This window comes from Curtobacterium sp. TC1 (assembly GCF_019844075.1).
Lineage (GTDB): Bacteria > Actinomycetota > Actinomycetes > Actinomycetales > Microbacteriaceae > Curtobacterium.
Genome location: NZ_CP081964.1, coordinates 69,210 through 89,883, shown reverse-complemented (window position 1 = coordinate 89,883; position 20,674 = coordinate 69,210). Strand labels below are relative to the sequence as shown.

Below are 20,674 nucleotides of genomic sequence, written 5' to 3'. Positions count from 1 at the left end.
TCGCATCGTCACCCCATCGGAAGGCGCACCCATGGCACTCGATGTGATTCCGTGGCTGTCACTCGCTACCGCCGCAATGTCAGCCGTGGCGGCGATCGCGAGCGTGTCGATCGCGTCGGGGAGCCGCTACACCGGCAGCGTCATGGCCAGCTTCAACACGCTCTCCACTGATGCTGCTCGCGCCGACCGCGCCACGATCGTGGACGCAACCGCCGCAAGACGGCTCAGCCGGCGCAACCGCCGGGCCGTGACCGCGGCATACGCCCGCCAGGTCGAACGCCTTGCGCGACTCACCGTCGTGGTGGAGGGCGTCAAGGGCAACGGATGGGTAACCGCTCACGCCCCAGTGCTGTACATCGAGGTGTCGAAAGTCGTCCGCGAGTTGAACGCTGTCCAGGACCGCCACAAGGTGAAGGCCCCGCAAGCCGACGTCCGCCGCGCGAACGAGCTCCTCAAGTCGCTCCCGCCCGTGAAGAACTCCTGGAGCCGCACGGTTGCGAAAGCACCAAAGGGCCGAGTTCACGCATAACCGGGCGCCGCCTGAACCGGAGGCACGGACGTCGTCAAAGCAAAGAGGCCTTACCGCTCAGCTGCTGCTGTCACAGTACGACCACTCGTCCCGGTCGAGCACCACGGTGCGGCCGTCGACGCGGACGTAGAGGCCCTTCGGTGACCAGCCGGTCGGGATGCCGGCGATGGTTTCGGACTCCCACCCCTCGCGGCCACGCCACCACCGAACGAACTCCGCCGGCTGTCGCATCGCGAATCCCTTCGCACACTCGTTGATCACCGCTCCTCCCCCATGACGCGCTCCGTAGCGGCCTGGTGGCGGTACAGCGTCGCGCGTGACCATCCGACGAGGTTCGCAGCGTCCGCCGCGGTATGGCCGGCAGCGCGAGCCTCGTTCACGATCGCGAGCTTCCGGCCAATCACCGCCGGATCCGACGGCGGCCGGCCAAACCGAGTCCCGGACTCCCGCGCTGCAGCGATGCCGGCGGTGACGCGCTCGACGATGAGCTCGCGTTCGTACTCCGCCAACGTCGCCATCAGGTTCAACATCAGCCGCCCCGTCGACGTCGCCGGATCAATCCCGTCCGACACACTCCGGACACCGATCCCCCGCTCCCCCAACATCGCCACCGTGCTCAACACATCAACGAGCGACCGGCCGAGCCGGTCCACTCGCCACACCACCACCGTGTCCCCGCTGGTCGCGTGCTCGAGCAGACGGCCCATCCCGGGACGAGCCGCGGCCTCCTTCCGGCCCGAAGTGACGTCGGCGAAGATGTCCCGCTCCTGCACCCCCGCCGCCACCAATGCATCAACCTGCAGTTGCGCATCCTGTGCACCAGTACTGATACGCGTATACCCGAGAAGCCTCACCAGCCAAGTGTCTCAGAAAACCCTACAACCACCCACCGAAGCACCATTACCGTCGAGACGACTTCCCGAGACACCCGGGACTCGCGGAAACACTAGGCCCGCTCGAGCCGCGAACCGTCTCACGGCGGCGTCTCGAAAAACTATAGTTTCCCGGGACGGATAAGGTGTTGCGTTTGTCGCACCTTCACGGGGCCATGTTGCGGGGCAGGCATACGGAACACCCAGGTGAGACAGCAGTAGCATCGCAGCAGATCCAAGCGGCAGTTGCCGTATAGCGGTGGACGACGGCATCTTGCAACAACGCACCGCCGACTACGCCGCACTTGCCAGGACGAAGCTGCAACGCGCGCTCGACAGCCGGGTGATCATCGAACAGGCGAAGGGGGTACCTCCGCGCACACGCACCGGGACGACATGGACACCGCGTTCGGGCTCCTGTGAGCCGCCGTGCGCGATCCTTGACCGTGGCATCGGGCGCCGCGGCTTACTGTCGCCCACCATCAGGAGCCGTCATCCGGACGGTTGCTCCACACCACCGGGGAGCCGTCCATGAAGTACATCAACTACGCGGGTGCGCTCCGAGTGATTACCGGGGACGCGATCGCCGCGGCGGTCATCCGCTACGCTGCCGCACTGCACCAGAGCCGGTTAAGCGATGTCGTCACGGTGCCCACCGCTGACCAGTACGGTGCAGCGGCAAGTGTCGACGTGCTGCTCGCGCCGGCGATTGCAGTGGCGATCGAACCGGCACCGGACGATGAACTCGAACCGGAAGATGCCGCGCTGCTGCTCGAGCTGCAGCGTCGCACTCTCGCAGTGCTGTCGTTCGATGCACGCGAATTCCCCGCCGCCTCGGACCATTGACCCAGCTCAGCGCCGGAAGCAGTCTTCGGTGATCGCAGAAGAACGGGCCGGGAGAGCGCCGCTCGATCCCGGCCCGTCCGGGCAGCGGTGGTGAGGCGCTGACCTCCCGGGGTTAGCGGACCGCTTCTGCGGACCGTTCGCGGAGGAGGAACACATGGGACTCTACGACAAGATCAAGAACGCCGGGCAGGACCTCGCCGGAAAGGCGAAGGAGACCGTCGGTGAGCACAAGGGTGACGACAGCCTCCAGGCCGACGGCCAGAAGGACCAGGCCTCAGCGTCGGCGAAGAAGGCTGGCGAAGACGTCAAGGACGCCTTCAAGTAAGCAGCGTCGAACAGGCTGATGGCCCGCCACAGGTGGCGGGCCATCAGCATGCGAAAGCACGATCACCTCTCAGCGGACCGGTCGGTGAACGTCGGCGTGCGCTGCCCGGCGCCTGCTACGGGAGAGGGTGATGCGAGGAAATTCCCCGAACCGGTCGTTGTAGGCCTCGGAGAACCGGCCGCCGTGCCGGAACCCCCACTCGCGTGCGACCCCACTCACGGTGACTCCGTCAGCCGGGTCAAGCAGCGCCTCCCGAACCCGCTCCAAGCGTTGCGCCCGCAGAAACGCGGTCGGCGTCTGGTTCAACTCTCGCCGAAACACTTCCTGCAGCGTCCGCACGCTGATCCCCACCGCTGCAGCGATGTCACCGGTCGTGATGTCCTCACGCAGCCGTGTACGGATCCACGCTTCCGCTGCCGCGACATGCGCCGACAACCCCGCCTCGGTTTCCACGACGTGCAGCGCCTGCAGAAGCGCATCCGCGGCCGTGTTCGCGATGTCAATGCGGGCAAGCGCATCAGTGTCCGCAGACGCAATCTCCGCGCCGAGCTCGGGAACAAGCGACATCAGGGAGAGCCGATCGGTGTCCGTTGCCGGTTGCGAGAACACCGCGCCGATACCGATGACGACACCGCGCTGCGCAGCGCGATTTCGGACGAAGTTGCTGGAGATCTGCAGCAACGTGAACCGGGTAGCGGACACGTCGTAGGCGTACCGGTGCCCACCGCTCAGCAAAACCGGTGCGTTTGGGAGGCCGATGACCGTTGCCCCGTCCTCGGGGGTGAACGCCGCTTCGCCGTCACCGACGATGACGAGCAGATGGTGCGTGTGCTGCTCGAGCGTGCCACGGCGGCGGCCTTCACACAGCACCCTGGTGATCGAGACAGTGTCATCGCCGGCGCGCCGCAACTCGACACGGTTCGTGACGTCACCGCCTGGGGATCGCCCGAAGAGTTCGGCCAGGCGGCTCTCAAAATCACCAAGATTGCCCGACATCGCGTCCCGTCGGAAGTCGTGCATCATGCTCTTCAGTCTGCCCGCGGGAACGACGAGCCGTCTAAAGGGCACCGGGCGGCGTCGTAGCGTGAAGGCGTCTGGGACTGCTCGCAGCGCTCAACGCTGCGGGTCTGGCGTAGGCCGATGCAGAAAGGGCAGGCTGCGAGGCATCGCTGGCGGCACGCAGTTCGTCATCTCGTGCCCTCCTCGTGCACACTTCGACCGGTGCCCGGTGCCCGGTGCCCGCATGCCCGGGCGGGGCGGATGCGGTGGCTTGCTGCGTGGGACAGAGTGGGCTCATGGACGCAGCAGACCCCATGATGGGCACGGGACGGATCGGGGTTGTCGGTGTCGGGCGGATGGGCGCGCCGATCGCTCGGGCGTTGCAGCGATCGTTCGCGATCGCGGTCCACGACACCGATCCCGGTCGGATGCGTGCCATCGAGGGCGACGGGATCGAGCGGTGTGACTCGGTTGAGGACCTCGCGGGGTCGTGCGGAGTCCTCGTCACGGTACTCCCGGGCCCTCGGGATCTCGATGTCGTCGCCCGTTCAGCCCTGCCGTTGCTTCAGGCGGGCTCGCTGTGGATCGATTGCACCTCCGGGTCGCCGGCGACGACGATGTCGCTCGCGCAGGACGCGGCCGTTTGGGGCGTGCAGGTGGTGAGCGCGCCGATGGGTGGTTCACCTGCAGAAGCAGCAGCCACGGAGCTGGGGTTCTTCGTCAGCGGTGCCGACATGGCGGTCGAGCGTGCGATCCCGATCCTTGAGCACCTCGCGGCGGTCGACCGGATTCGCCGTGTCGGTGACCGCGTCGAGGACGGCCAGATCGTGAAGCTCCTCGCCAACGCGCTGTGGTTCGCGAACGCCGCCGCCGCGTCCGAGGCGATGCTGATCGGCGCCAAGCTGGGCATCCCGACCGAGCACCTGCACCGGTTGCTCCGCGTCAGCGCCGGGTCGAGCCGATTCCTCGAACACGACGCCGACCGACTCTTGGACGGGGACTACCTCACCACCTTCGGCATCGACCGTGTTGTCGAAGAGCTGGACACCGTCGCATCCCTGCGAGCAGACAGCGGCGTCGACAGCCCGGTGCTCGATGCCTCGGCCGCGCTTCACCGAGCAGCCCTGGATCGGTACGGCGACGCACTCGGCGAGCTCCTCGCAGTACGACTGCTCGAAGAGCGCGCACACCAACAGCTCCGCCGGTAGCTCGAAACCCTCCTCTTGCGCAAGGGGCGAGGGGCGCTGACGCTGGCACCGATTACTGACTCGTCGCAGGGGACGCATGACGCTGGACTCTGGGATTGAGCCGGAGAGGTGTGGCCTCGCTTCCCGCCCGCCAGGGTCGCAGTGGTGAGCTGGCCTTCGTCGGGCCCCGTCGCGACCCGAACGGTCCAGCACCCGACCGCACCGTTCTCGCATCAGATGGGTACGAGCACAGGAGCAGCGCACAAGTCAGCGCCAGCGCAGTGGAGTACAGGGCTCCAGGACGAAGTGTTGATGCGCCCTCCCTCTTGCGGTCCTATGCGTGTTCGGTGATGGCGGGCAAAACGGTTTCGCGCGCGACGACCGCGCGGGCAAGTTCACCATCGCGGGATGGGGCACGCTCCTCAGCGTCGCCAGCGTTGCGATAGGACTCCTCGGAGTGCTGTCCGTGTGCAGATGCGCGGGAGGACGCTGCCCAACGGATCCGTGTACGACCCCCTCGCCCCGATGGAGCGCATGATCTTCGGCATGCTGTCGGTGTTCACTGAGTTCGACGCGAACCTCGTCAGTGCCCACACCACGGAGGGCATGGCCACCGCCCGAACGAAGAACCGGCTCAAGGCCGGAAGCCCAAGCTCTCCGACAAGCGCGAAGCGCTCCTGGTGTCGATGCACCGATCCGGCGACTACACGACCGGCGAGCTCGCAGAACTGTTCGACGTCGCCCGCGCCACCGTGTACCGAGCGCTCGCTCGAGGCGAAGCAGCGGATCTGACCCTCGCGCTCCCCCGCGCTGACAGCTGAAACGGCTGCCGAGGACCAAGTGGCCAACTGAACGGCGCTGGTCGCGCCAGATCAACCATCGTCGATGGTGCCTTCTTCCGCGACGATGGTTGCGGACCGGAGCGCCGACTCAACCGATGGGAGACCTTCGAGTGTCACGCAGCATCACTGCCGCGGAGCGCTCCACACAGCGTAGAACCGACCTGGTGCCGGCGGAACCTGCTGACCGGCTCCCCGGAAGAGGTTCGGGATGTCGGCCACGCACCACACGCCACCGACATCCCGCACACGCCACATCCTGACCCGAACAGGAGACGCACCATCAACGATGCGACCACGCGCATGTGCTGACAAGTCAGCACTCCAGAGGACGTCGAGGCCAGCCGAGGGGTGTGTCTGGCTGCCACCCGAAGACAGCCAGACATCCCCCGCTCGATCCTGTCGAGGCATCCCCGCCGGCCGCGGCTTCCCTGTCCACGTCCGTGAGACCGACTCAAACACTCGCCGGGTGGACCGGTGAGTCCCACAAGGGAGGGATGGCCCGCCCGCCCCGTACTGGCGGGGATGCACGGCCGCTGGCATGTCCGGCAGCCGCAACTCCAGGGCACTCGCTGGAGCCGTCAGGCCGGCAACTGGGCGCGTGCAGCGTGTGCGGTCTCGGACGGTGTCTCACCGTACTGGCCCCGGTAGTAGGCGGAGAACCGGCCGAAGTGCGCAATCCCACTCGCCGCCGCGGCCGTTCCGACCGGCTGATACGGGTTCGCGAGGATCATCTGTCGTGCCCGATGCAACCGCAGCACCCGGACTACGAGGGAGGGCGGCATCCCCAGATCCCGCTGGAACGCTTCCTGCAGGCCCCGTTTGCTGTAGCCGCTCGCCGCCGCGATCTCCGGCGCCGTCAGCCGCCCCCGATACCGCGACCCGATACATTCCAACGCTCGAGCCACCGCCGGCTTCTGCGCGCCAACATCGATCCCCACCGCTGCAAGCTCGTCCGACGACGTCGACATGAACCGACCGTAGACCCAGCCCACCAACCACGGTCACGGATCGAGAAAGCCTCCCCCGAGGACGGCCGCCGCAGCCGGCACGGTTTGCTCGAGGCGGTAGAACGCGCCGACCTCGGTTTCACCGCCAACATCGGTGAGGAAAAACGCTCCGTTCTCGAGAATCACCCGGCCGACGATCCGGTCCGTCAGGCTCTCGATGATGTCCCACTCCGTCTCCGACCGTCCCCGCAACCGCAACGCGTTCACACCAACACCCCATCCCTGCCCAGCCGCGCTCTCGGGAACCGGGACAGCATGATGCTCACACACCGTCAACGCCCACCCCGACGGCCCCACCGCGTGCGGACGAAACGAAACCGCAACCACTCCCGGGGGCCGGCAATCATGCCAAGCACACCGCACCTCCCAGCGCACTCCCGTCACCACCGACCCACCCCCACTCCCCCGCAAAGGCATCGCACAACCGCGACGACCGCGACGACCGCGACGGGGACCATAACGCGCCGCGGGCACTCGGAGCGAACCCGGCAGCACCACACCGACCTAACCGGATACGCCACCACCACTCATTCCCACCCTCGAGCAACACCGCCCGAAAGCCGATCGGGCTCGCCCCGTATGTTGGGCGTCGGTTGAGCCACCATGCGCAACCTCGGGTGGATCGTGTCGCGGGAGGTGAGGTGCGAGGTAGCGTGCGTATTGAGTCGTTTGCCCGGACCTAGCACTGCGCTCTGAGCAGGGGAGGTTCGTGATGGCTGTGTCACCGTCCGGTTGGAGCGCGACCTGCGGCTGCGGGTTCGGGCGATGAGCGACGAGGGGTTCATCGACGCGGTCGCTGCGCTGTACGGCGCCGGCGATCAGGATGACCTGTGCGCACCGTTCCTGTCGGCGTTGCCGGTGACCGGCGTTGCTATCTCGACGCTTGGTGAGCCCTTCGGGCCTGAGACCGTGTGTGCGAGCGACTCGACGGCAGTCCGGTTGGATGAGATCCAGTTCGACCTGGGGGAAGGTCCGTCCTGGGACGCGATGCGGTCTCGGCTGCCGGTGCTCGAGCCGGATCTGCAGGCATCGACGTCTGAGCAGTGGCCGGTCACGTTGATGGCGCTCCAGGTCATTCACCTCGGCGCGGTGTTCGCGTTCCCGATGCATGTCGGCACGCTCAACATCGGCACTGTTGACCTGTACAACCGAGCCGCTACTGCCCTTGCCGGAGACGTCGTCGCAGATGCGGCCGCGCTCACTGAAGCCGTCAGCCGGCAGGTGCTGCATCGTGCTCTCGCCCGCCGCGAAGACACCGGTGCCGGCGCCCACGATGTCAGCCGTTACTCCCGGCGCGAGATCTACCAGGCCTCGGGCATGGTCGCCGCGCAGACCGGCGCGGACGTGAACGACGCCCTGCTGCTCCTCCGCGCGTCCGCGTACACCGCCGGCCGCACCGTCCGTGACCTCGCAAACGACGTGATCCACCGCACGGTCGACTTCACCGACCGCGACGGCTCCGGCTTCTGAGGAAGGAAGCAGCCATGGTCAGAACCCGAGAACAGCAACTCGTCGAAACGTTCGTCACCCCGACACACTCGTCGCCGACTACGACATCGTCGAACTGTTGCAGTCCCTCGTCGACAACGCAGCCGAGCTGTTCGACGCGACTGCGGCCGGGATCTTGCTCGTCAACCAGTCGCAGGACCTGGAAGTGGTGGTCTCCACCAGTGAGCGCAGCGCGCTCGTCGGGTTGCTGCAGCTCGAAGCCGGGGAGGGGCCGTGTGTGGAGGCGTTCACGACGGGGTCACCGGTGTCCGTGCAGGACGCCGACGAGATGCGTCGACGGTGGCCACAGTTCGCGGCAGCGTCGCAGGAAGCCGGCTACACCTCCGTGCACTCCATCCCGCTGCGGCTGCGCGACACCGTCCTCGGATCGATGAACCTGTTCCGCGAGACACCCGGCGCACTCAACGAAGACGACGCGATCGCGGCACGGGCACTCACCGACGTCGCAACGATCAGCATCCTGCAACAACGCACCACCGAACACGCGAACCTCGTCGAGACGCAGCTCCAGCACGCACTCAACAGCCGCGTCGCGATCGAGCAAGCCAAAGGATTCCTCGCTCACACCCACCAGGTCGACATGGACACCGCGTTCACCCTGCTGCGCTCCTACGCCCGCACACACCAAGCCCGAATCGCCGACACCGCCCGCGACGTCATCGCCCGCACCATCACCATCCCCACCCCGGACACCGCCGCGTCCGCGGGACCCCTCGGCAGCGGGAAGCACCGACCCTGACCCCGTACCCGCAAGGAACTCCACCAGCCGGGGCTAACGCGTCTTCCGTTGGACACGGCTGAGTAGCATGGCCATCATGGGACGTATGTGGACACGGCGGCCGCATCGACTCGTGCTTCCCGCCGCTGCCGCCTGCCTGCTGCTCGGCATCGGATTACTCCTGAGCCCCTGGGATGGCCTGGTCACCATCGCCGCCTGGATCCTCATCCTCGTCGCCTGCATCGGCGGGACCCTGACCCTGTTCCTCATGCGAACACCCAGCAGCTGAACAACCAGGATCCACTGCGACATCGTCGGGTAGTTCCCGGTATGACGGGTGCATGAGCCACTACGAGATGGATGACACAGTCGAACCGGCCCGGATCGTGGCGATCCGCCGGCTGCGGAAACTGCAACGCCAGGGACACTCCACTCCCGACACGGCTGCGCCGCTTCTGAACGACCTGTTCGAACACACCACCCGCACCACCTGACCCACGCAGATCACCGGCCCGCAGTAATAGCGTCCTGCTGATGCGCAAGGATTGGTGGATGCGTTGGAGCACAGGATACGAACCGGACGAGGACGGCACCATCGAGCACGCAGCCGTCGAAGCACCATCGGCAGCAGCCGCCGTACACCGGCTACGGGACATCGTCGGAGCTGACACCGACGTCATCTACGTCGTCCCGGACACCACAACCCCGACACCAGTCGAGGACACCTACGCCGACTTTCTCACCGACGATGAGCACCCGCGTCCCTAACCGTCACGGTTCGGTTCGACACGTGGCAGCCGGTGAGCGCGGAACCCCATCACCTGTCAGGGAGACCGCATCCCGGCCCGGGCACTGACCGGAGCCGCCTACCCCGGGCGGCCTTTTCTTCCGAGGAGTCAATCGTGAAGTACATCAACTACGGCGGCTCCATCCGGGTGATGACCGCTGACACGATCGCTGACAAGGTGATCCGCTACGCCGCCGCACTCAACCGAGCCCGGCTCAGTGACATCGTCTCGGTGCCCACCGCAGACCTGTTCGGCACCACCGCCACAGTGCAGCTACTCCTTGCCCCAGCGATCGCTATCGCGCTCGAGCCCGCTCCGGACGACGAACTCGAACCCAACGACACCGCGCTCCTGAGCGAACTGGACCGCCGAACCGCAGCAGTCCTCTCCCCCGACACCGACACCAACACCCACGACTTCGGGCGATAGCCCGTGTCGCGCAGCCCAGCTCGTCGAGCCAATGCTCCGACTAACACCCCACGGCATAGCGCACGGCAGCGTCCCAGCGCCGGTCTGACGCAAGCCCGAATTCGATACGTACGCATCGTTCATGGCGGGAAAAGTACACTCTGCGGATAGTTTCTTGCGTGAACCATCTGGAGTGTGGGACGGTCGACGCATCCCCGGGGAACCGGGCCACCACACCAGATGGAAAGGAGCGGGCGATGCCACTCACCCCTAACCCGAGCACCACGAGGCTGTTCAGCCAGTTCACCGAAGTCCGCGAAGCAGCACACGCACGTGCCCTCATGATCGCAGGGACTGTCACCGGCACTGCCGCCCTGGCAGCAACCGGTGCTGCGGCCATCGCGTTCACACGGTGACTCCCAGCTCTCACGACGACCCGTTCGATGCGATCGAAACAGCATTGCCGGCGACGGAGCCGATCGATATGCGTCCGATCCTGGAACAGACAGGCCAGCACTGATGATCACCACCTACCAGCCGCCCTATTCCCCCGACGCCGTGACCACGCACCTCCCCATCGGGCTGACCGACTCCGCCGTGATCGCCTCCTACGTGATCCGCCGGATCGACGACCCCACCCTGCTCGCGAGCCCGGCCGGGCCCCGATACGCGGACTTCTTCACAGAACCCGCGCAGTAATCTGGACCCCGCCCGCACGTTTCGAGAGAGCACCTGACCCGATGCCGTTGACTGTTGTCCGTCACGAAGCCACGCACCTCTACGCTCGGGAACCCCGCACTCGGGAAGCGAAAGACGCGGTCAACGCGCTCCTGCGCCTTCACCGCGCCGAGGAACAGGAAGTTGAGCACGCTCGACGGGCCAGCGGGTTGACGAAGAACGAGTTCGCCGCGATCCGGTACCTCGTGCAAGCAGAACGCGACGGCCGGCAGATCAGCCCGAAAGACCTCGCAGTCATGCTGAACGTCTCGAACGCGTCCGTGACCAAGATTGTCGACAACCTCGTCCGGAAAGGTGAGCTCCGCCGCGAGCCCCACCCCACCGACCGCCGAGCCATGCTCCTCCACCCCATCGACGGCAGCGCGGCGAAGATCGACCAGGCCTACACCCGGTTCCACCAAGTCCTCGTCGAAGCCCTCGACCAGCTTCCCCCGGCAGACAACGCGCTCCTCGCCCGCCACCTCAACACCATCGCCACCACCCTCACCAGCGACAACGAACCCGCCGTCGGCGGCCAGGCATAACCACAGCGCCCCCACCGGACGATGTCCAGGACCCCATGAAAATCGACAGCGCTGTGACATCGGTGCCCGGTGAGCACGACCCGCTCCAGCAGCGAGAGCAGCTGACGGGGAACCCTTCGAAGGACCGCGCACTCCGGGAAAACTCAGCACTTGTGCGCACTCTTGGACTCAGCCAGCACGCTCTCCAGCGACTCCACGGCACCCGCCTCTAACCCGCCACGGACACGACTCCCCCGCAACGCAGTGCCCGCTACGAGCGGTATCGGGGCGTCATCAGCTCGGGAACAGGAAGGGTGGGGCCGCCGCATCAACCACCCTGGTTACCCTGATCGGATGGGAGCGGCAGCCCCCAGGCGCACATGGTGAGGCACGCCCGGACGCGCGGCCCGATAGGCCAGCAGCGCCACCAGTCAAGGTAGTCCCGCACTGTCGCCTACGCCGCGCCGCGGGCACTCCGCTCGCCATCACGTGTCGTCCAACAGTTCGACGCCATGCCGCAACAATGACCCACGAACTGGTCAACCGGTGCACAGTAGACGTCGTGGCGAGCCTGTTCGGGTCGGGACCGCCACCGAGGTGTCGGCACCGGTCCCCCCAACGGTGCCGGCACCTCTCCCACCGCAGACACACGGTACAAACCTAGAACCACCACACGCGCTCGTGAGGAGTTTCGATCCCGTGGGCTGCACGAGAACCAGGCCCGCGTGAGACAGAGCTTCCTTCCTCGAGTGCCTGATCGTTCACGACCACCAACGGTCCCGCCCCGCAACGTGCGGACCTGGGACGTGCGGGGCACCAACCCGACAACGACTCGGCTTCGAATGCTCCACGCAAGACGGGTCAGGGCGGCCCGTCCCGCTGCTCTTCGGGTGAGCGCGGGCCGGGCCGCTTCCCGGCCCACCGCAACATCATCGAGCGCTATTGCCTGACAACACGACCAGACAGGAACCGAGCAGCTTACCCATCGCCGTGGTGCTGCGAGGACGTCTGCCACTGGTTCGGGGCTGGGACAGACGCCCTCGCGCTACGACGCCGTCAGGTTCAACGCGATGGTCTTGACGAGGCCAGCCCGGTAACAGGGGGTCGGGCTCCCGCGGCTAGGGTCCGCAGGGCAACAAAACCGACCATACGTCAACAGCACACCCCAACCTCTCAGGAAATCCGGGAACACCGCGACGCACCGCCCTGATCCCGCGAAGAGACCCGATGCGGCACCCTTCGAGGCCGCGAGTGAAGCCGCCTGATGAGGGATGCCGGCGCATCCGCGTACGTTGCCAGCCATGACCGAGAACCCCCCAACACCGGATGGCTCGACGAACGTTTCCGATGCCGACCGGGACCGCACCGCCGATCTGCCCGACGGCTCCCCTACCGGAAACGCCACAGAAGATCCCAACCAGGACAGCGACACCAACTCGGGCGGAGAACCCACCTCCCCGGAACAGGACGCATCATGATCGACCCCGCACACCCCGATCACGACAAGCCTGCCGACGACGTCGCCAACCCGAAGGACGTCGACCCAATCGACGGCACCGACGAAAACGACCGCCCGGTCGACAATCCCTCCGGCTGACCTACCGTCCCTACGCCCCGCGGCCACGCGAGATCAACCGGTACCCGCTGTATCGCGCCATGCCGAGACGCATCACGGAGCAATCGGGTAACCGGTGCGCTGTGGAGTTGGCGGGCCCGTTCGGGTCAGCACCGCCACGAGGTGCTGACGTGCGTTCCCTGCCTCGCGCCTCCCGCATCGTGGCGCGGCTCGAGGCGGACGCGCTCATCACGAGATCCACCTGCAAGACCGATGGCCGAGCTGTCATCGTCACTTTGACACCTAAGGGCGAAGACGTCTTGAAGGCAGCCACGCCTCGTCACGACCGGCTCGTTCGAGAATTCCTCGTCGACGCCCTTTCCGCGGAGCAGCTGGCACAGCTGCGCAACATCGCCTCGACCCTCGAAGTCCACCTCCACCCCGACATGGCGTCACCCGTAGATCGCCAACACGTTGTGACCGCCACCTGAGCGACCGTGCCTCGGGGCCCTGAGCGCGGAGAACAACCGTGCCGGGGGGGGTGTCATGGGTGCACGGTCGCAGACGTATACGCCAGAAGCGAGATGTCCCGGCTTTTTCGCATGTTCATCAGTGCTAGTCGGGCGACGTTGCCGCCGCTCGCGTCGTGTGAGACTCGGCGATGAGGCCACCTTGCGAGCCGCACCCGCCGCTGAGCGATCACAAAACGCCACCAACAAGCGATAAAGCCCACACTCAGGGGGGAGCGGTCGTGGCCGGCGATCGTCCGGTGGACGACCGGCTTACGAGACAGACGTTGCGTCAGCTCGCGGCGTCCTCCGCGGTCCCGTTCAGCAGGTTCGCGAGTCCCTCGGGTGCGCGGGCGCCGAAGATGAGGTCGATGGTCTCGTGTGCGGCGATGGCTTCTTCCTCGGCGCGGGCGAACATGACCTCCTCGTAGGCGGTGAGCGCGGCGTCGATGTCGTCCGGGTGGGCAACGATCGCCTCGGCGAGCTCGGCGCCGTCGAGCATCGCGGTGTTCGCGCCTTCGCCACCGGGGAGTGTGACGTGCGCTGCATCGCCGATGAGGGTCACGCCTGGGGTGTGCGGCCACCGGTGGTCGTCGGGGAGCTTGTAGATGCTCCGCAGCACGGGAGGCGTATCGGCATCTGCAATCAGCGCGACGAGCTCGGGCGCCCAGCCGTCGAACTCCGCGGCGATGCGCGCCTTGGTGCTTGCCGCGTCGGAGAAGTCGATGTCGTCGAACCAGCTGAGGGGTCTGCTCAAGATCACGTAAGTGTGGATGATCTCTCCCGCCTCGCGATGCGTAAGGAATCCTTTGCCTGGGATGAGGGCGTACATGGCGCCGTCGCCAGCAACCAGAGACGTCGTGCTGTGCCGTTCGTCGACGTCGTGGAGGAACGTGTCGATGTAGCTCATGCCCGCGTACACCGGCTTCTCGACGGAGACCAACGCTCGCACCTTCGACCACGTCCCCTCGGCGCCGACGAGCACGTCGCTGTGGGCGGTGGAGCCGTCCGTGAAGGTCAGCTCGTGGCGGCCGTCGCCGAGAGGGGCGACATCGCGGAGCTTCTTGCCCCACTGCACCGTGCCATCCGGGAGGGACTCGAGGAGGATCCGGCGGATGTCGCCCCGTCGCGCCTCGGGACTTGCCATCGACCCGTCGTCGGGCAGGTCGGCCAAAAGCGTGGCGTTCCGATCGAGGACGCGTTGTCCTGCGCCGCCGACATGGATGATCGACCGGTATTCGTTCATCAAGCCGGCCTCCTGGAGGGCGAGCTGCCCGTTGTGCTCGTGCAGGTCCAGCTGGCCGCCCTGGGAGCGGGCGCCGGCGTCGGCGTCTGCCTCGAACACAGTGACGTCGATGCCGTGCAGGTGCAGGACCCGGGCAAGGGTGAGGCCGCCGAGCCCGGCGCCGACGATGCTGACTGAAGGAGTCATGGTGTGCCTTTCTTCGAAGTTGGACCGTTGGTCCAACCGAAGTGTGGACCGACGGTCCACTTGTGTCAAGATGGGCACATGACGAACCCGGCGCCCCGCATCCACAAGCGCGTCGACGCCCTCTCCCGCGAGCAGATCGTGCAGGCGACGATCCGGCTGCTCGACTCATCCGGTGAGAGCGCGCTGACCGTCCGGGCGCTCACCGAGCATCTCTCGACCGGCCGTGGTGCGATCTACCACTACGTCACGGGCAAGGAGGAGCTCCTCGAGGCCGCAACGGACGGCATCATCAGCGCGGCGCTCGAGAGCCCCGCGAACGTTCTAGGCCCTCGCGAATCGCTCCGGCACCTCGCCCTAGCCGTGTTTGATGCCCTCACTGAGCACCACTGGGTAGGGAAGCAACTGGCGCGGGAGCCACGACAGCCTGCCGTCCTCCGCATTTGGAAGGGCATCGGAGCCGGCCTCGGGCGCTTGGGAGTGTCCGGCAGCGCCAGCGCTGATGCGGGAGCGGCGCTCATGAACTACCTGCTCGGAGCGGCGGCGCAGAACGCAGCCGCCTCTCACCACTTGCTCTCCGACAGCGACAGGCAAGCATACCTGGAGGCATTCGCGGCCGAGCTGACCCGCAGCGACTCTGATGCCGTCTCTGAGCAGACTGCCGCGGCCCTCGTGGAGCATGACGACCGTGAGCAGTTCATCAACGGCCTGAACATCTTCCTCGCCGGCATCGAGACCGGCGGGGATACCAGCGTGCGCCTGTCCCACAACCCACTGCGATAGAGGTTCAGCGCGGAACGCAAGCGCGTCGGGCAGGGCTCAGCGTCCGATGAAAGATCGGCTACCGGGACGTGAACAAACCGGAGGGCTTCGGCGAGACCTTGACCCTCCGAGACTGACCCCCTGGCCGGCCGAGTCATCATCCGCAGCACCGACCCCGGCACAGCCCCGCAATCACCAGGCGCCGAAACGTGAACCACAACGCCGCGGTGCCGGCAGCGGCAGATGCGATCGGGATTCTGCCGAGCAGCTGCAGGATCGTGAGCCGTCCCATCGAGCGTTCACACCCGAGTGCGTACCACCGAGATCACTCGCCGAGCAGGTCATCTAACACAGCCGCTGCTTCAGGGACAAAACTGTTGCAGGTTTCGCGGAACGATTTAGTCTTCGAGGGCGTCGATCAGTGGTTGGAGGATTGCGTGCATCTGAGCGCCAGCAGCCTCACCATCCCCCGCCACGATGGCGTGCACTAAATCCCGGTGTTCACGAGAGAACTGGTCCTCATCACCAGACACGTCGGCATCGAGTGCATCCGCGAACACCGCGACCAGGCCCTCGTAAACCTCTGCGAGGAGCGTGTTCGACGATGCGATAATGATCGCGACGTGGAGTGCAGTGTCTGCGGCAAGACGGTCTGCCCGATCACCTGTGCACCATGCCGTCCGGCGCGCTTCGAGCAGCGCCAGCAGGCCTTCGGCTTGCGCGTCCGACCGGCGCCGAGCCGCCAACCGTGCGGCAACCGTGTCGAGCGCAAGTCGAAGTTCGAGGGTGTCACGCCGCGGATTCGCGGCGGCACGACGACTCAACGCACCCCCGAGGTCCGATCGCGCAGTGACGAACGTGCCCCGACCCTGCTCACGGCGCAGCATCCCCGCCTGAACGAGTGAACTGACGGCTTCACGAACCGTGTTGCGTCCAGCACCGCTCCAAGCAACGAGCTCGGATTCGACCGGGATGCGCAACCCAACAGGCCAGCGCCCCGACGTGATCTCATCTCGGATGGCGTCGACCACACGGTCACCGAGCGCTCCGCGGGACTCATGCACAGACACGCCTCCAACTTAGACAATGAAATTCATGGGATGATCCCATCTATGCCTCCTTTTGCCCTGCCCGCCCCGAGGAGGGCTAGCGGCCTCATCCTCCTCCTTGCGGTGTGTCTCACGGCCTTGAACTTGCGCACCGCCGTGACCGGGTTTTCAGCAGTCGTCGACATCGTGCAGGAGTCCCTGCTATTCGGGCCGACGGTCACGGGGCTGCTCGGGACGCTGATCACCGGGTGCTTCGCGGCGTGCGCGTTCGTCGCGCCGGTACTCGCGCGACGCTTCGGGCTCGAGCATGCAGTCCTGGGTGCCGTGGCGATCACGACTGTCGGCCTCGCGCTCCGCGCGGCGGCCGAGTCGGCTGGAATGCTGATTGCGGCGACGGTCGTCGGCTTCGCCGGAGTCGGCGCGGCCAACGTTCTGCTGATCCCGATCGTCAAGGAGCACTTCCCCGACCGGGTGAAGGCGGTCAGCACGCTGTACATGCTCTTGCTACAGGTGGGGCAATTCGTGGCGCCGGTGGTGGGCGTCAAACTGGCAACCGCTGCCGGTTGGCGTGTCTCGCTCGGGCTGTGGCCGGCGCTCACCGGGATCGCGACGCTGCTCTGGTTGGTCGTCGTGCTCAGGACGAGCCGACGGGCCGGCCTGGCCGAAGCCGAAGCTGAATCCCCACGCGTTGCACCACCGGTTCGGCGTGTCACCGGCCAGCGTCCGTCGACCGCGACTCTCGGACTCGTCGGCCTGATGGCCATGACGGCGTTGCATACCTACGCGCTCATCACGTGGATACCGTCGATGTTCGCCGACGCCGGGCTCAGCGCCGTGACGAGCGCGACGCTGCTATCGCTGTTCTCCGCGATGGGTCTGCTCGCCGCATTGGTCATACCAGGACTTGCAGGACACATGCGGAACCCGTTTCCGATCGTCGTCATCTGCGTCGCCCTCCTCCTCGCTGGGTACCTCGGGATGCTGAGCGCTCCAGCCAGCGGCGCAGCTCTGTGGGCAGTGCTTCTCGGCCTCGGGGTCAGCACGTTCCCGCTGACACTCACCCTGATCGGCCTGCGGAGCAGTACCGCGGCCGAGTCCGCGTCGCTCTCCGGCATCGTGCAAGGTGTCGGCTACGGCATCGGCTGTATCGGGCCACTTGCACTCGGAGCGCTTAACACTGCGACCGGATCATGGGATTCGTCCTACGCAGTGCTGATCGCTTCGCTCGCGGTCACACTGATCGCCGGCTGGAACGCTTGCCGTCCCGTAACCAGCCTCGGCAACCGCGAATAATCTCCTTGATCGTCACAGCCGAATCTTTCGTCTGGTCCGGGAGCGCTCAGACGCTGACGTTGAGGCGTGAGTTGTAGTCGCGGCAACAGTCGTGGGCCCAATCGGCAGTGACCCATCCAAAGGTTGCGGCGTAGTCGCGGGCGCGCTGGTAGGTGTCGGCGGAAGGGCCTGAGACGGCGATCATGTGCTCGCAGTCCGCAGTGTCGCAGGTGAGCACCGCGGCGGGGTGGGCGGTCACCGTTCCCGCCCGTCGTCGCCACGGGTGCGGTCACGCTCGCGCGCCTGGCGGTCGCGCTCGGCGGCCTTGCGCTGCTCGTCGGCGGGATCGCGGTCGCGGGCGGTGGCAGTGACGCCGACCTGGCGGAGCCGTTCGGCTCGGCGCTGGGCCTCTTGACGGTTCTGCTCGCGGAGAGTCTCGGCAACGCTGCGGGGCCGGGCCGGGGTCGGGCTGACCTGCTCGCGGGTCCGTCGCGCTGCGGCGGTCACTTCGGCGGCCGCGCGCTCGCGCACCGCCTGCTCGGCCGGCGGCTGCGTCGTGAGAGCCGACTTGTGCATGGCCGTCACTCGCGCATACAGCTCCACACCGATGGTCTGCTCCCGGTACTGCTTCGGCACGGCCACGCCAGCGTCCTCGATCCCGTAGCGGGTGCGGAACGTGTCCACCTCGGCAGCGAGCAGCGTCCACGCCTCACGGCGCTCAGCGGCCGCCGGGACGTCGCCAAGCTGCTCGGCCCACGCAGGTTGTTCCGCGGCGATCGTCGCGCCCCGCTCCTCGAGGCGGACGGCGATGTACTCGTACCGCTCCTGGAGGTGGTCCCGCCAGGCCGGGTCGGTGTGCGGGGAGTCGAGCGCGCCGCGGTCGGCGATCGAGCGGGGCACCCGGTGGTCGGGCTCGTCCGCGCCGAACGACTCCGTGTACTCGGCCACGTCGGCCTTCACGCGGGCGGCAAGCACCGCGGGCTCGTTCGCTGCACCGCCGAGGGTGTCCTTCGTCCACGCCTGGTACAGCGCGTCCGCGGGGTCGTAGCCGGCACGCTCGGCACTGGCGAGGGACGCCAGCCTGCTGCACGTGGTCGCGGGCTCGATTATCCGCGCACAGATCGAACTCCTCCCCCGGATCACCGGGGCGATCCAGGGGATCTGGGGTCCCCTCGTGCAACAGCACCTCGACGCTGTCGCCGGCATGGTCCAGGCCATCGAAGCAGTAGACAAAGAGCGAGCAATCGCCGCGCGGACGACGCCAGGGTTCGACGCGCTGTTCCACCACATCCACGTACTGCCCGCCTCATAGCAGGCTTCAATGTCGAACTCCTCACTGGAGGATGCGCACGCCGCTCCTGATGGCTACCGGCGGCAAGCTACCCTCTGGATACTCGGGCACTTGACACCGAAGCCTCGCAATCTGCTATCTGACATACGAAGCCATACCTCGTCCTCATTGACGGGCGACAAAATCCGTTCAGGACCACACTGCGACCCGCGGGTTCTGCTTCCAGTACTCCGCGCCCAGCGCGCGGAGTCGCGTGATCCGTTCCCGGATGCGAGCATCAAGGTCCTCAAACTCGTCGAGCACGTCCATTGCGGCATACGTGCGATCTCGCTTCCGGTCAGTGACAGCCTCGACTACGCGGGCCTCCTCGAGAACCTGCACGCCGCGGTACACGCTTCGCTCCGGAATGTCCTGCACCTCGTCGACGAGCTGCTCGACGGTGAAGACCGGCATGGTGAGCAGGACCGGCAGGATGCGGTCGGCAGCGCTGCCTGCGCGCGGGCTGGCTTGCTCTCGCCAGGCATCCTCGTACTGTGCGAATGCGCGCGCGGTACCGCGGGCCTCGCGGGCCGCCGTCTCGACGCAGAGCGCCAGGTCGGTGACGATCGGCTCCACGTTCCCGGCGCGGTAGGCGGTGAGGAGCGAGAAGTAGTGCGTCGTGTCGGCGGCGAGGGCGCTGGCGACCGGGAGCACGGTGTGCGGCGTCACACCCCGCCGACGCAGGATGGCGCCGATGAGCGCCCGGCCGATGCGGCCGTTGCCGTCGGTGAACGGGTGGATGCTCTCGAAGTGGGCATGCGCGATCGCGGCCTGGGTGACGGGTTCGACGTCGTCGCGGTTGGCGAACACGATCAGATCCTCGAGCAGCGCCGGCACCTCTTCCGGCGGCGGCGGGACGTAGAGCGCGCCGCGGGGCGAGTACTGGGAGCCGCCGATCCAGTTCTGCACGTCGCGGACGCGGCCAGCGTAGGGACGCTCGGCCACGTCCGGGTCATCCTGCATGAGCGCCTGGTGCGCAGCGAGGATCTCGTCGAGCGCGATCACCAGGCTCGATGCGTCGATGAGCTTCGTGATCGCAGCTCCTGCGGCGACCATCGACATCGCGGACGTGTTCTCCTTCAGCCCGCCAATGGCGCGAGCGAACGCTATCGGGGACGCCTCGACGTGCTCGATGCGGCTGGACGCGACGGACTCCATGCGGATGAGGAACCCTGCGAGGGGACTGAGCACGCCGTCTGCCACCCGCTCGAGGTCCGCGGCCTCGTAGCGAGCCCGGGCGAGGTCGCGCTCAGCGATGGCCGGAACGTCGGCGTCTGCGATCATCGGCGGGATGGACACCGTGACCGCTGCGAGGGTCCGGTCCTCCCGAGTGCCGCGACGGCTCGTGCTCGTCCAGGGGACGACGCGCCTGCTGTGCGCCAGCCAGTTCGTCATCGCGGCTCCTTTCTGGCGATAGCTACGTCGATAATGTCAGTTATTTAGAATAAGTGACAGCGACGCCAGAGATGCTGCCACGGAGGTTCCGCGGGCTTGGCG

29 protein-coding genes and 1 pseudogene are annotated in these 20,674 nt (G+C 66.8%); 20 read left to right on the top strand and 10 right to left on the bottom strand.

Annotated features, from left to right (window positions below; genetic code table 11):
- The first annotated feature begins 31 nt into the window (after positions 1 to 31).
- Complete coding sequence (locus tag KZI27_RS01515) at positions 32 to 529, top strand: hypothetical protein (protein ID WP_222659022.1); 498 nt, start codon at positions 32 to 34, stop codon at positions 527 to 529.
- 57 nt (positions 530 to 586) lie between these two features.
- On the opposite strand, the gene KZI27_RS01510 is transcribed toward KZI27_RS01515, so the two are convergent.
- Both KZI27_RS01510 and KZI27_RS01505 read right to left on the bottom strand, forming a co-directional pair.
- A complete protein-coding gene (locus KZI27_RS01510) occupies positions 587 to 790 on the bottom strand; it encodes a hypothetical protein (protein WP_222659021.1) in 204 nt (67 codons plus the stop codon).
- On the bottom strand, positions 787 to 1,383 hold the full coding sequence (locus KZI27_RS01505) for a recombinase family protein (protein ID WP_131845020.1): 597 nt from the start codon (positions 1,381 to 1,383) through the stop codon (positions 787 to 789). The genes KZI27_RS01510 and KZI27_RS01505 overlap by 4 nt, the downstream gene beginning before the upstream one ends.
- Before the next feature lie 549 nt (positions 1,384 to 1,932).
- Between KZI27_RS01505 and KZI27_RS01500 the strand changes: the two genes are divergently transcribed.
- Together KZI27_RS01500 and KZI27_RS01495 are read left to right on the top strand one after the other, a co-directional pair.
- Positions 1,933 to 2,247: a hypothetical protein gene (locus KZI27_RS01500; RefSeq protein WP_222659020.1), complete on the top strand. Its 315-nt coding sequence runs from the start codon at positions 1,933 to 1,935 to the stop codon at positions 2,245 to 2,247.
- A 154-nt stretch (positions 2,248 to 2,401) separates the two neighbouring features.
- Positions 2,402 to 2,572 carry a CsbD family protein gene (locus tag KZI27_RS01495; protein WP_222659019.1) on the top strand — a complete coding sequence of 57 codons (171 nt, stop codon included), beginning with the start codon at positions 2,402 to 2,404 and terminating at the stop codon, positions 2,570 to 2,572.
- A 69-nt stretch (positions 2,573 to 2,641) separates the two neighbouring features.
- Here KZI27_RS01495 and KZI27_RS01490 read toward each other — a convergent pair whose 3' ends face one another.
- Positions 2,642 to 3,595, bottom strand: coding sequence for an AraC family transcriptional regulator (locus KZI27_RS01490; RefSeq protein WP_222659018.1), 954 nt, complete (start codon positions 3,593 to 3,595; stop codon positions 2,642 to 2,644).
- Positions 3,596 to 3,867: 272 nt separating this feature from the next.
- Between KZI27_RS01490 and KZI27_RS01485 the strand changes: the two genes are divergently transcribed.
- Complete coding sequence (locus tag KZI27_RS01485; RefSeq protein WP_222659017.1) at positions 3,868 to 4,779, top strand: NAD(P)-dependent oxidoreductase; 912 nt, start codon at positions 3,868 to 3,870, stop codon at positions 4,777 to 4,779.
- Between the two features lie 629 nt (positions 4,780 to 5,408).
- Positions 5,409 to 5,579: pseudogene (locus KZI27_RS20160) on the top strand (helix-turn-helix domain-containing protein); the annotation flags it as partial.
- A 599-nt stretch (positions 5,580 to 6,178) separates the two neighbouring features.
- On the opposite strand, the gene KZI27_RS01475 reads toward KZI27_RS20160, so the two are convergent.
- Together KZI27_RS01475 and KZI27_RS01470 are read right to left on the bottom strand one after the other, a co-directional pair.
- A complete protein-coding gene (locus tag KZI27_RS01475; RefSeq protein ID WP_222659015.1) occupies positions 6,179 to 6,568 on the bottom strand; it encodes a helix-turn-helix domain-containing protein in 390 nt (129 codons plus the stop codon).
- Positions 6,569 to 6,601: 33 nt separating this feature from the next.
- The gene (locus KZI27_RS01470; RefSeq protein WP_222659014.1) at positions 6,602 to 6,814 is read right to left on the bottom strand and encodes a hypothetical protein; all 213 of its coding nucleotides are present in this window, start codon (positions 6,812 to 6,814) and stop codon (positions 6,602 to 6,604) included.
- Positions 6,815 to 7,372: 558 nt separating this feature from the next.
- Between KZI27_RS01470 and KZI27_RS01465 the strand changes: the two genes are divergently transcribed.
- The 12 genes from KZI27_RS01465 to KZI27_RS01415 all read left to right on the top strand — a co-directional run bounded on the left by KZI27_RS01465 (position 7,373) and on the right by KZI27_RS01415 (position 13,317).
- Complete coding sequence (locus KZI27_RS01465; protein WP_222658358.1) at positions 7,373 to 8,077, top strand: ANTAR domain-containing protein; 705 nt, start codon at positions 7,373 to 7,375, stop codon at positions 8,075 to 8,077.
- A gap of 97 nt (positions 8,078 to 8,174) precedes the next feature.
- A complete protein-coding gene (locus KZI27_RS01460; protein ID WP_261784008.1) occupies positions 8,175 to 8,855 on the top strand; it encodes a GAF and ANTAR domain-containing protein in 681 nt (226 codons plus the stop codon).
- Between the two features lie 76 nt (positions 8,856 to 8,931).
- On the top strand, positions 8,932 to 9,123 hold the full coding sequence (locus KZI27_RS01455) for a hypothetical protein (protein ID WP_181437489.1): 192 nt from the start codon (positions 8,932 to 8,934) through the stop codon (positions 9,121 to 9,123).
- A gap of 52 nt (positions 9,124 to 9,175) precedes the next feature.
- Positions 9,176 to 9,328 carry a hypothetical protein gene (locus tag KZI27_RS01450; RefSeq protein WP_181437490.1) on the top strand — a complete coding sequence of 51 codons (153 nt, stop codon included), beginning with the start codon at positions 9,176 to 9,178 and terminating at the stop codon, positions 9,326 to 9,328.
- A 40-nt stretch (positions 9,329 to 9,368) separates the two neighbouring features.
- Positions 9,369 to 9,602: a hypothetical protein gene (locus tag KZI27_RS01445; RefSeq protein WP_222659013.1), complete on the top strand. Its 234-nt coding sequence runs from the start codon at positions 9,369 to 9,371 to the stop codon at positions 9,600 to 9,602.
- A 134-nt stretch (positions 9,603 to 9,736) separates the two neighbouring features.
- Positions 9,737 to 10,051, top strand: coding sequence for a hypothetical protein (locus KZI27_RS01440; protein ID WP_111085059.1), 315 nt, complete (start codon positions 9,737 to 9,739; stop codon positions 10,049 to 10,051).
- A gap of 236 nt (positions 10,052 to 10,287) precedes the next feature.
- Entirely contained in the window at positions 10,288 to 10,446 is a 159-nt protein-coding gene (locus tag KZI27_RS01435; protein WP_181437491.1) for a hypothetical protein, read from the top strand.
- A gap of 103 nt (positions 10,447 to 10,549) precedes the next feature.
- Entirely contained in the window at positions 10,550 to 10,729 is a 180-nt protein-coding gene (locus KZI27_RS01430; RefSeq protein ID WP_181437492.1) for a hypothetical protein, read from the top strand.
- Between the two features lie 188 nt (positions 10,730 to 10,917).
- Positions 10,918 to 11,292, top strand: coding sequence for a MarR family transcriptional regulator (locus KZI27_RS01425; RefSeq protein ID WP_181437493.1), 375 nt, complete (start codon positions 10,918 to 10,920; stop codon positions 11,290 to 11,292).
- A gap of 1,280 nt (positions 11,293 to 12,572) precedes the next feature.
- Positions 12,573 to 12,749, top strand: coding sequence for a hypothetical protein (locus tag KZI27_RS01420; protein WP_222657453.1), 177 nt, complete (start codon positions 12,573 to 12,575; stop codon positions 12,747 to 12,749).
- On the top strand, positions 12,746 to 12,868 hold the full coding sequence (locus KZI27_RS20155; RefSeq protein ID WP_261783840.1) for a hypothetical protein: 123 nt from the start codon (positions 12,746 to 12,748) through the stop codon (positions 12,866 to 12,868). The genes KZI27_RS01420 and KZI27_RS20155 overlap by 4 nt, the downstream gene beginning before the upstream one ends.
- A 149-nt stretch (positions 12,869 to 13,017) precedes the next feature.
- Complete coding sequence (locus tag KZI27_RS01415; protein WP_222659012.1) at positions 13,018 to 13,317, top strand: MarR family winged helix-turn-helix transcriptional regulator; 300 nt, start codon at positions 13,018 to 13,020, stop codon at positions 13,315 to 13,317.
- Between the two features lie 310 nt (positions 13,318 to 13,627).
- On the opposite strand, the gene KZI27_RS01410 is transcribed toward KZI27_RS01415, so the two are convergent.
- On the bottom strand, positions 13,628 to 14,767 hold the full coding sequence (locus KZI27_RS01410) for an FAD-dependent oxidoreductase (RefSeq protein WP_111085062.1): 1,140 nt from the start codon (positions 14,765 to 14,767) through the stop codon (positions 13,628 to 13,630).
- A 78-nt stretch (positions 14,768 to 14,845) separates the two neighbouring features.
- Between KZI27_RS01410 and KZI27_RS01405 the strand changes: the two genes are divergently transcribed.
- Positions 14,846 to 15,547 carry a TetR/AcrR family transcriptional regulator gene (locus KZI27_RS01405; protein ID WP_222657513.1) on the top strand — a complete coding sequence of 234 codons (702 nt, stop codon included), beginning with the start codon at positions 14,846 to 14,848 and terminating at the stop codon, positions 15,545 to 15,547.
- Positions 15,548 to 15,924: 377 nt separating this feature from the next.
- Here the strand turns inward: KZI27_RS01405 and KZI27_RS01400 are convergent, their stop codons facing one another.
- Positions 15,925 to 16,557, bottom strand: a complete 633-nt coding sequence (locus tag KZI27_RS01400; RefSeq protein WP_222659011.1) for a FadR/GntR family transcriptional regulator — start codon at positions 16,555 to 16,557, stop codon at positions 15,925 to 15,927.
- A 156-nt stretch (positions 16,558 to 16,713) separates the two neighbouring features.
- Between KZI27_RS01400 and KZI27_RS01395 the strand changes: the two genes are divergently transcribed.
- Positions 16,714 to 17,868 (top strand): MFS transporter, encoded by a 1,155-nt coding sequence (locus tag KZI27_RS01395; protein ID WP_222657512.1) that lies wholly within the window; start codon positions 16,714 to 16,716, stop codon positions 17,866 to 17,868.
- A 46-nt stretch (positions 17,869 to 17,914) separates the two neighbouring features.
- Here KZI27_RS01395 and KZI27_RS01390 read toward each other — a convergent pair whose 3' ends face one another.
- Both KZI27_RS01390 and KZI27_RS01385 read right to left on the bottom strand, forming a co-directional pair.
- Positions 17,915 to 18,106 carry a hypothetical protein gene (locus tag KZI27_RS01390; protein WP_222657511.1) on the bottom strand — a complete coding sequence of 64 codons (192 nt, stop codon included), beginning with the start codon at positions 18,104 to 18,106 and terminating at the stop codon, positions 17,915 to 17,917.
- On the bottom strand, positions 18,103 to 18,822 hold the full coding sequence (locus KZI27_RS01385) for a hypothetical protein (protein ID WP_222659010.1): 720 nt from the start codon (positions 18,820 to 18,822) through the stop codon (positions 18,103 to 18,105). Before KZI27_RS01385 ends, KZI27_RS01390 begins: the two co-directional genes overlap by 4 nt.
- Positions 18,823 to 18,937: 115 nt before the next feature.
- Between KZI27_RS01385 and KZI27_RS01380 the strand changes: the two genes are divergently transcribed.
- Positions 18,938 to 19,159 (top strand): hypothetical protein, encoded by a 222-nt coding sequence (locus KZI27_RS01380; RefSeq protein WP_222657509.1) that lies wholly within the window; start codon positions 18,938 to 18,940, stop codon positions 19,157 to 19,159.
- A 168-nt stretch (positions 19,160 to 19,327) separates the two neighbouring features.
- On the opposite strand, the gene KZI27_RS01375 is transcribed toward KZI27_RS01380, so the two are convergent.
- Positions 19,328 to 20,572, bottom strand: coding sequence for a Fic family protein (locus KZI27_RS01375; protein WP_222659009.1), 1,245 nt, complete (start codon positions 20,570 to 20,572; stop codon positions 19,328 to 19,330).
- Between the last annotated feature and the right edge of the window lie 102 nt (positions 20,573 to 20,674).

What these genes read in the sequence shown, in the direction of transcription:
- KZI27_RS01515 (WP_222659022.1), top strand. Translation starts at nt 32, where the DNA reads ATGGCACTCGATGTGATTCCGTGGCTGTCACTCGCTACCGCCGCAATG.
- KZI27_RS01500 (WP_222659020.1), top strand. Translation starts at nt 1,933, where the DNA reads ATGAAGTACATCAACTACGCGGGTGCGCTCCGAGTGATTACCGGGGAC.
- KZI27_RS01495 (WP_222659019.1), top strand. Translation starts at nt 2,402, where the DNA reads ATGGGACTCTACGACAAGATCAAGAACGCCGGGCAGGACCTCGCCGGA.
- KZI27_RS01490 (WP_222659018.1), bottom strand. Translation starts at nt 3,595, where the DNA reads ATGATGCACGACTTCCGACGGGACGCGATGTCGGGCAATCTTGGTGAT.
- KZI27_RS01485 (WP_222659017.1), top strand. Translation starts at nt 3,868, where the DNA reads ATGGACGCAGCAGACCCCATGATGGGCACGGGACGGATCGGGGTTGTC.
- KZI27_RS01475 (WP_222659015.1), bottom strand. Translation starts at nt 6,568, where the DNA reads ATGTCGACGTCGTCGGACGAGCTTGCAGCGGTGGGGATCGATGTTGGC.
- KZI27_RS01465 (WP_222658358.1), top strand. Translation starts at nt 7,373, where the DNA reads ATGAGCGACGAGGGGTTCATCGACGCGGTCGCTGCGCTGTACGGCGCC.
- KZI27_RS01455 (WP_181437489.1), top strand. Translation starts at nt 8,932, where the DNA reads ATGGGACGTATGTGGACACGGCGGCCGCATCGACTCGTGCTTCCCGCC.
- KZI27_RS01450 (WP_181437490.1), top strand. Translation starts at nt 9,176, where the DNA reads ATGAGCCACTACGAGATGGATGACACAGTCGAACCGGCCCGGATCGTG.
- KZI27_RS01445 (WP_222659013.1), top strand. Translation starts at nt 9,369, where the DNA reads ATGCGCAAGGATTGGTGGATGCGTTGGAGCACAGGATACGAACCGGAC.
- KZI27_RS01435 (WP_181437491.1), top strand. Translation starts at nt 10,288, where the DNA reads ATGCCACTCACCCCTAACCCGAGCACCACGAGGCTGTTCAGCCAGTTC.
- KZI27_RS01430 (WP_181437492.1), top strand. Translation starts at nt 10,550, where the DNA reads ATGATCACCACCTACCAGCCGCCCTATTCCCCCGACGCCGTGACCACG.
- KZI27_RS01420 (WP_222657453.1), top strand. Translation starts at nt 12,573, where the DNA reads ATGACCGAGAACCCCCCAACACCGGATGGCTCGACGAACGTTTCCGAT.
- KZI27_RS20155 (WP_261783840.1), top strand. Translation starts at nt 12,746, where the DNA reads ATGATCGACCCCGCACACCCCGATCACGACAAGCCTGCCGACGACGTC.
- KZI27_RS01410 (WP_111085062.1), bottom strand. Translation starts at nt 14,767, where the DNA reads ATGACTCCTTCAGTCAGCATCGTCGGCGCCGGGCTCGGCGGCCTCACC.
- KZI27_RS01405 (WP_222657513.1), top strand. Translation starts at nt 14,846, where the DNA reads ATGACGAACCCGGCGCCCCGCATCCACAAGCGCGTCGACGCCCTCTCC.
- KZI27_RS01375 (WP_222659009.1), bottom strand. Translation starts at nt 20,572, where the DNA reads ATGACGAACTGGCTGGCGCACAGCAGGCGCGTCGTCCCCTGGACGAGC.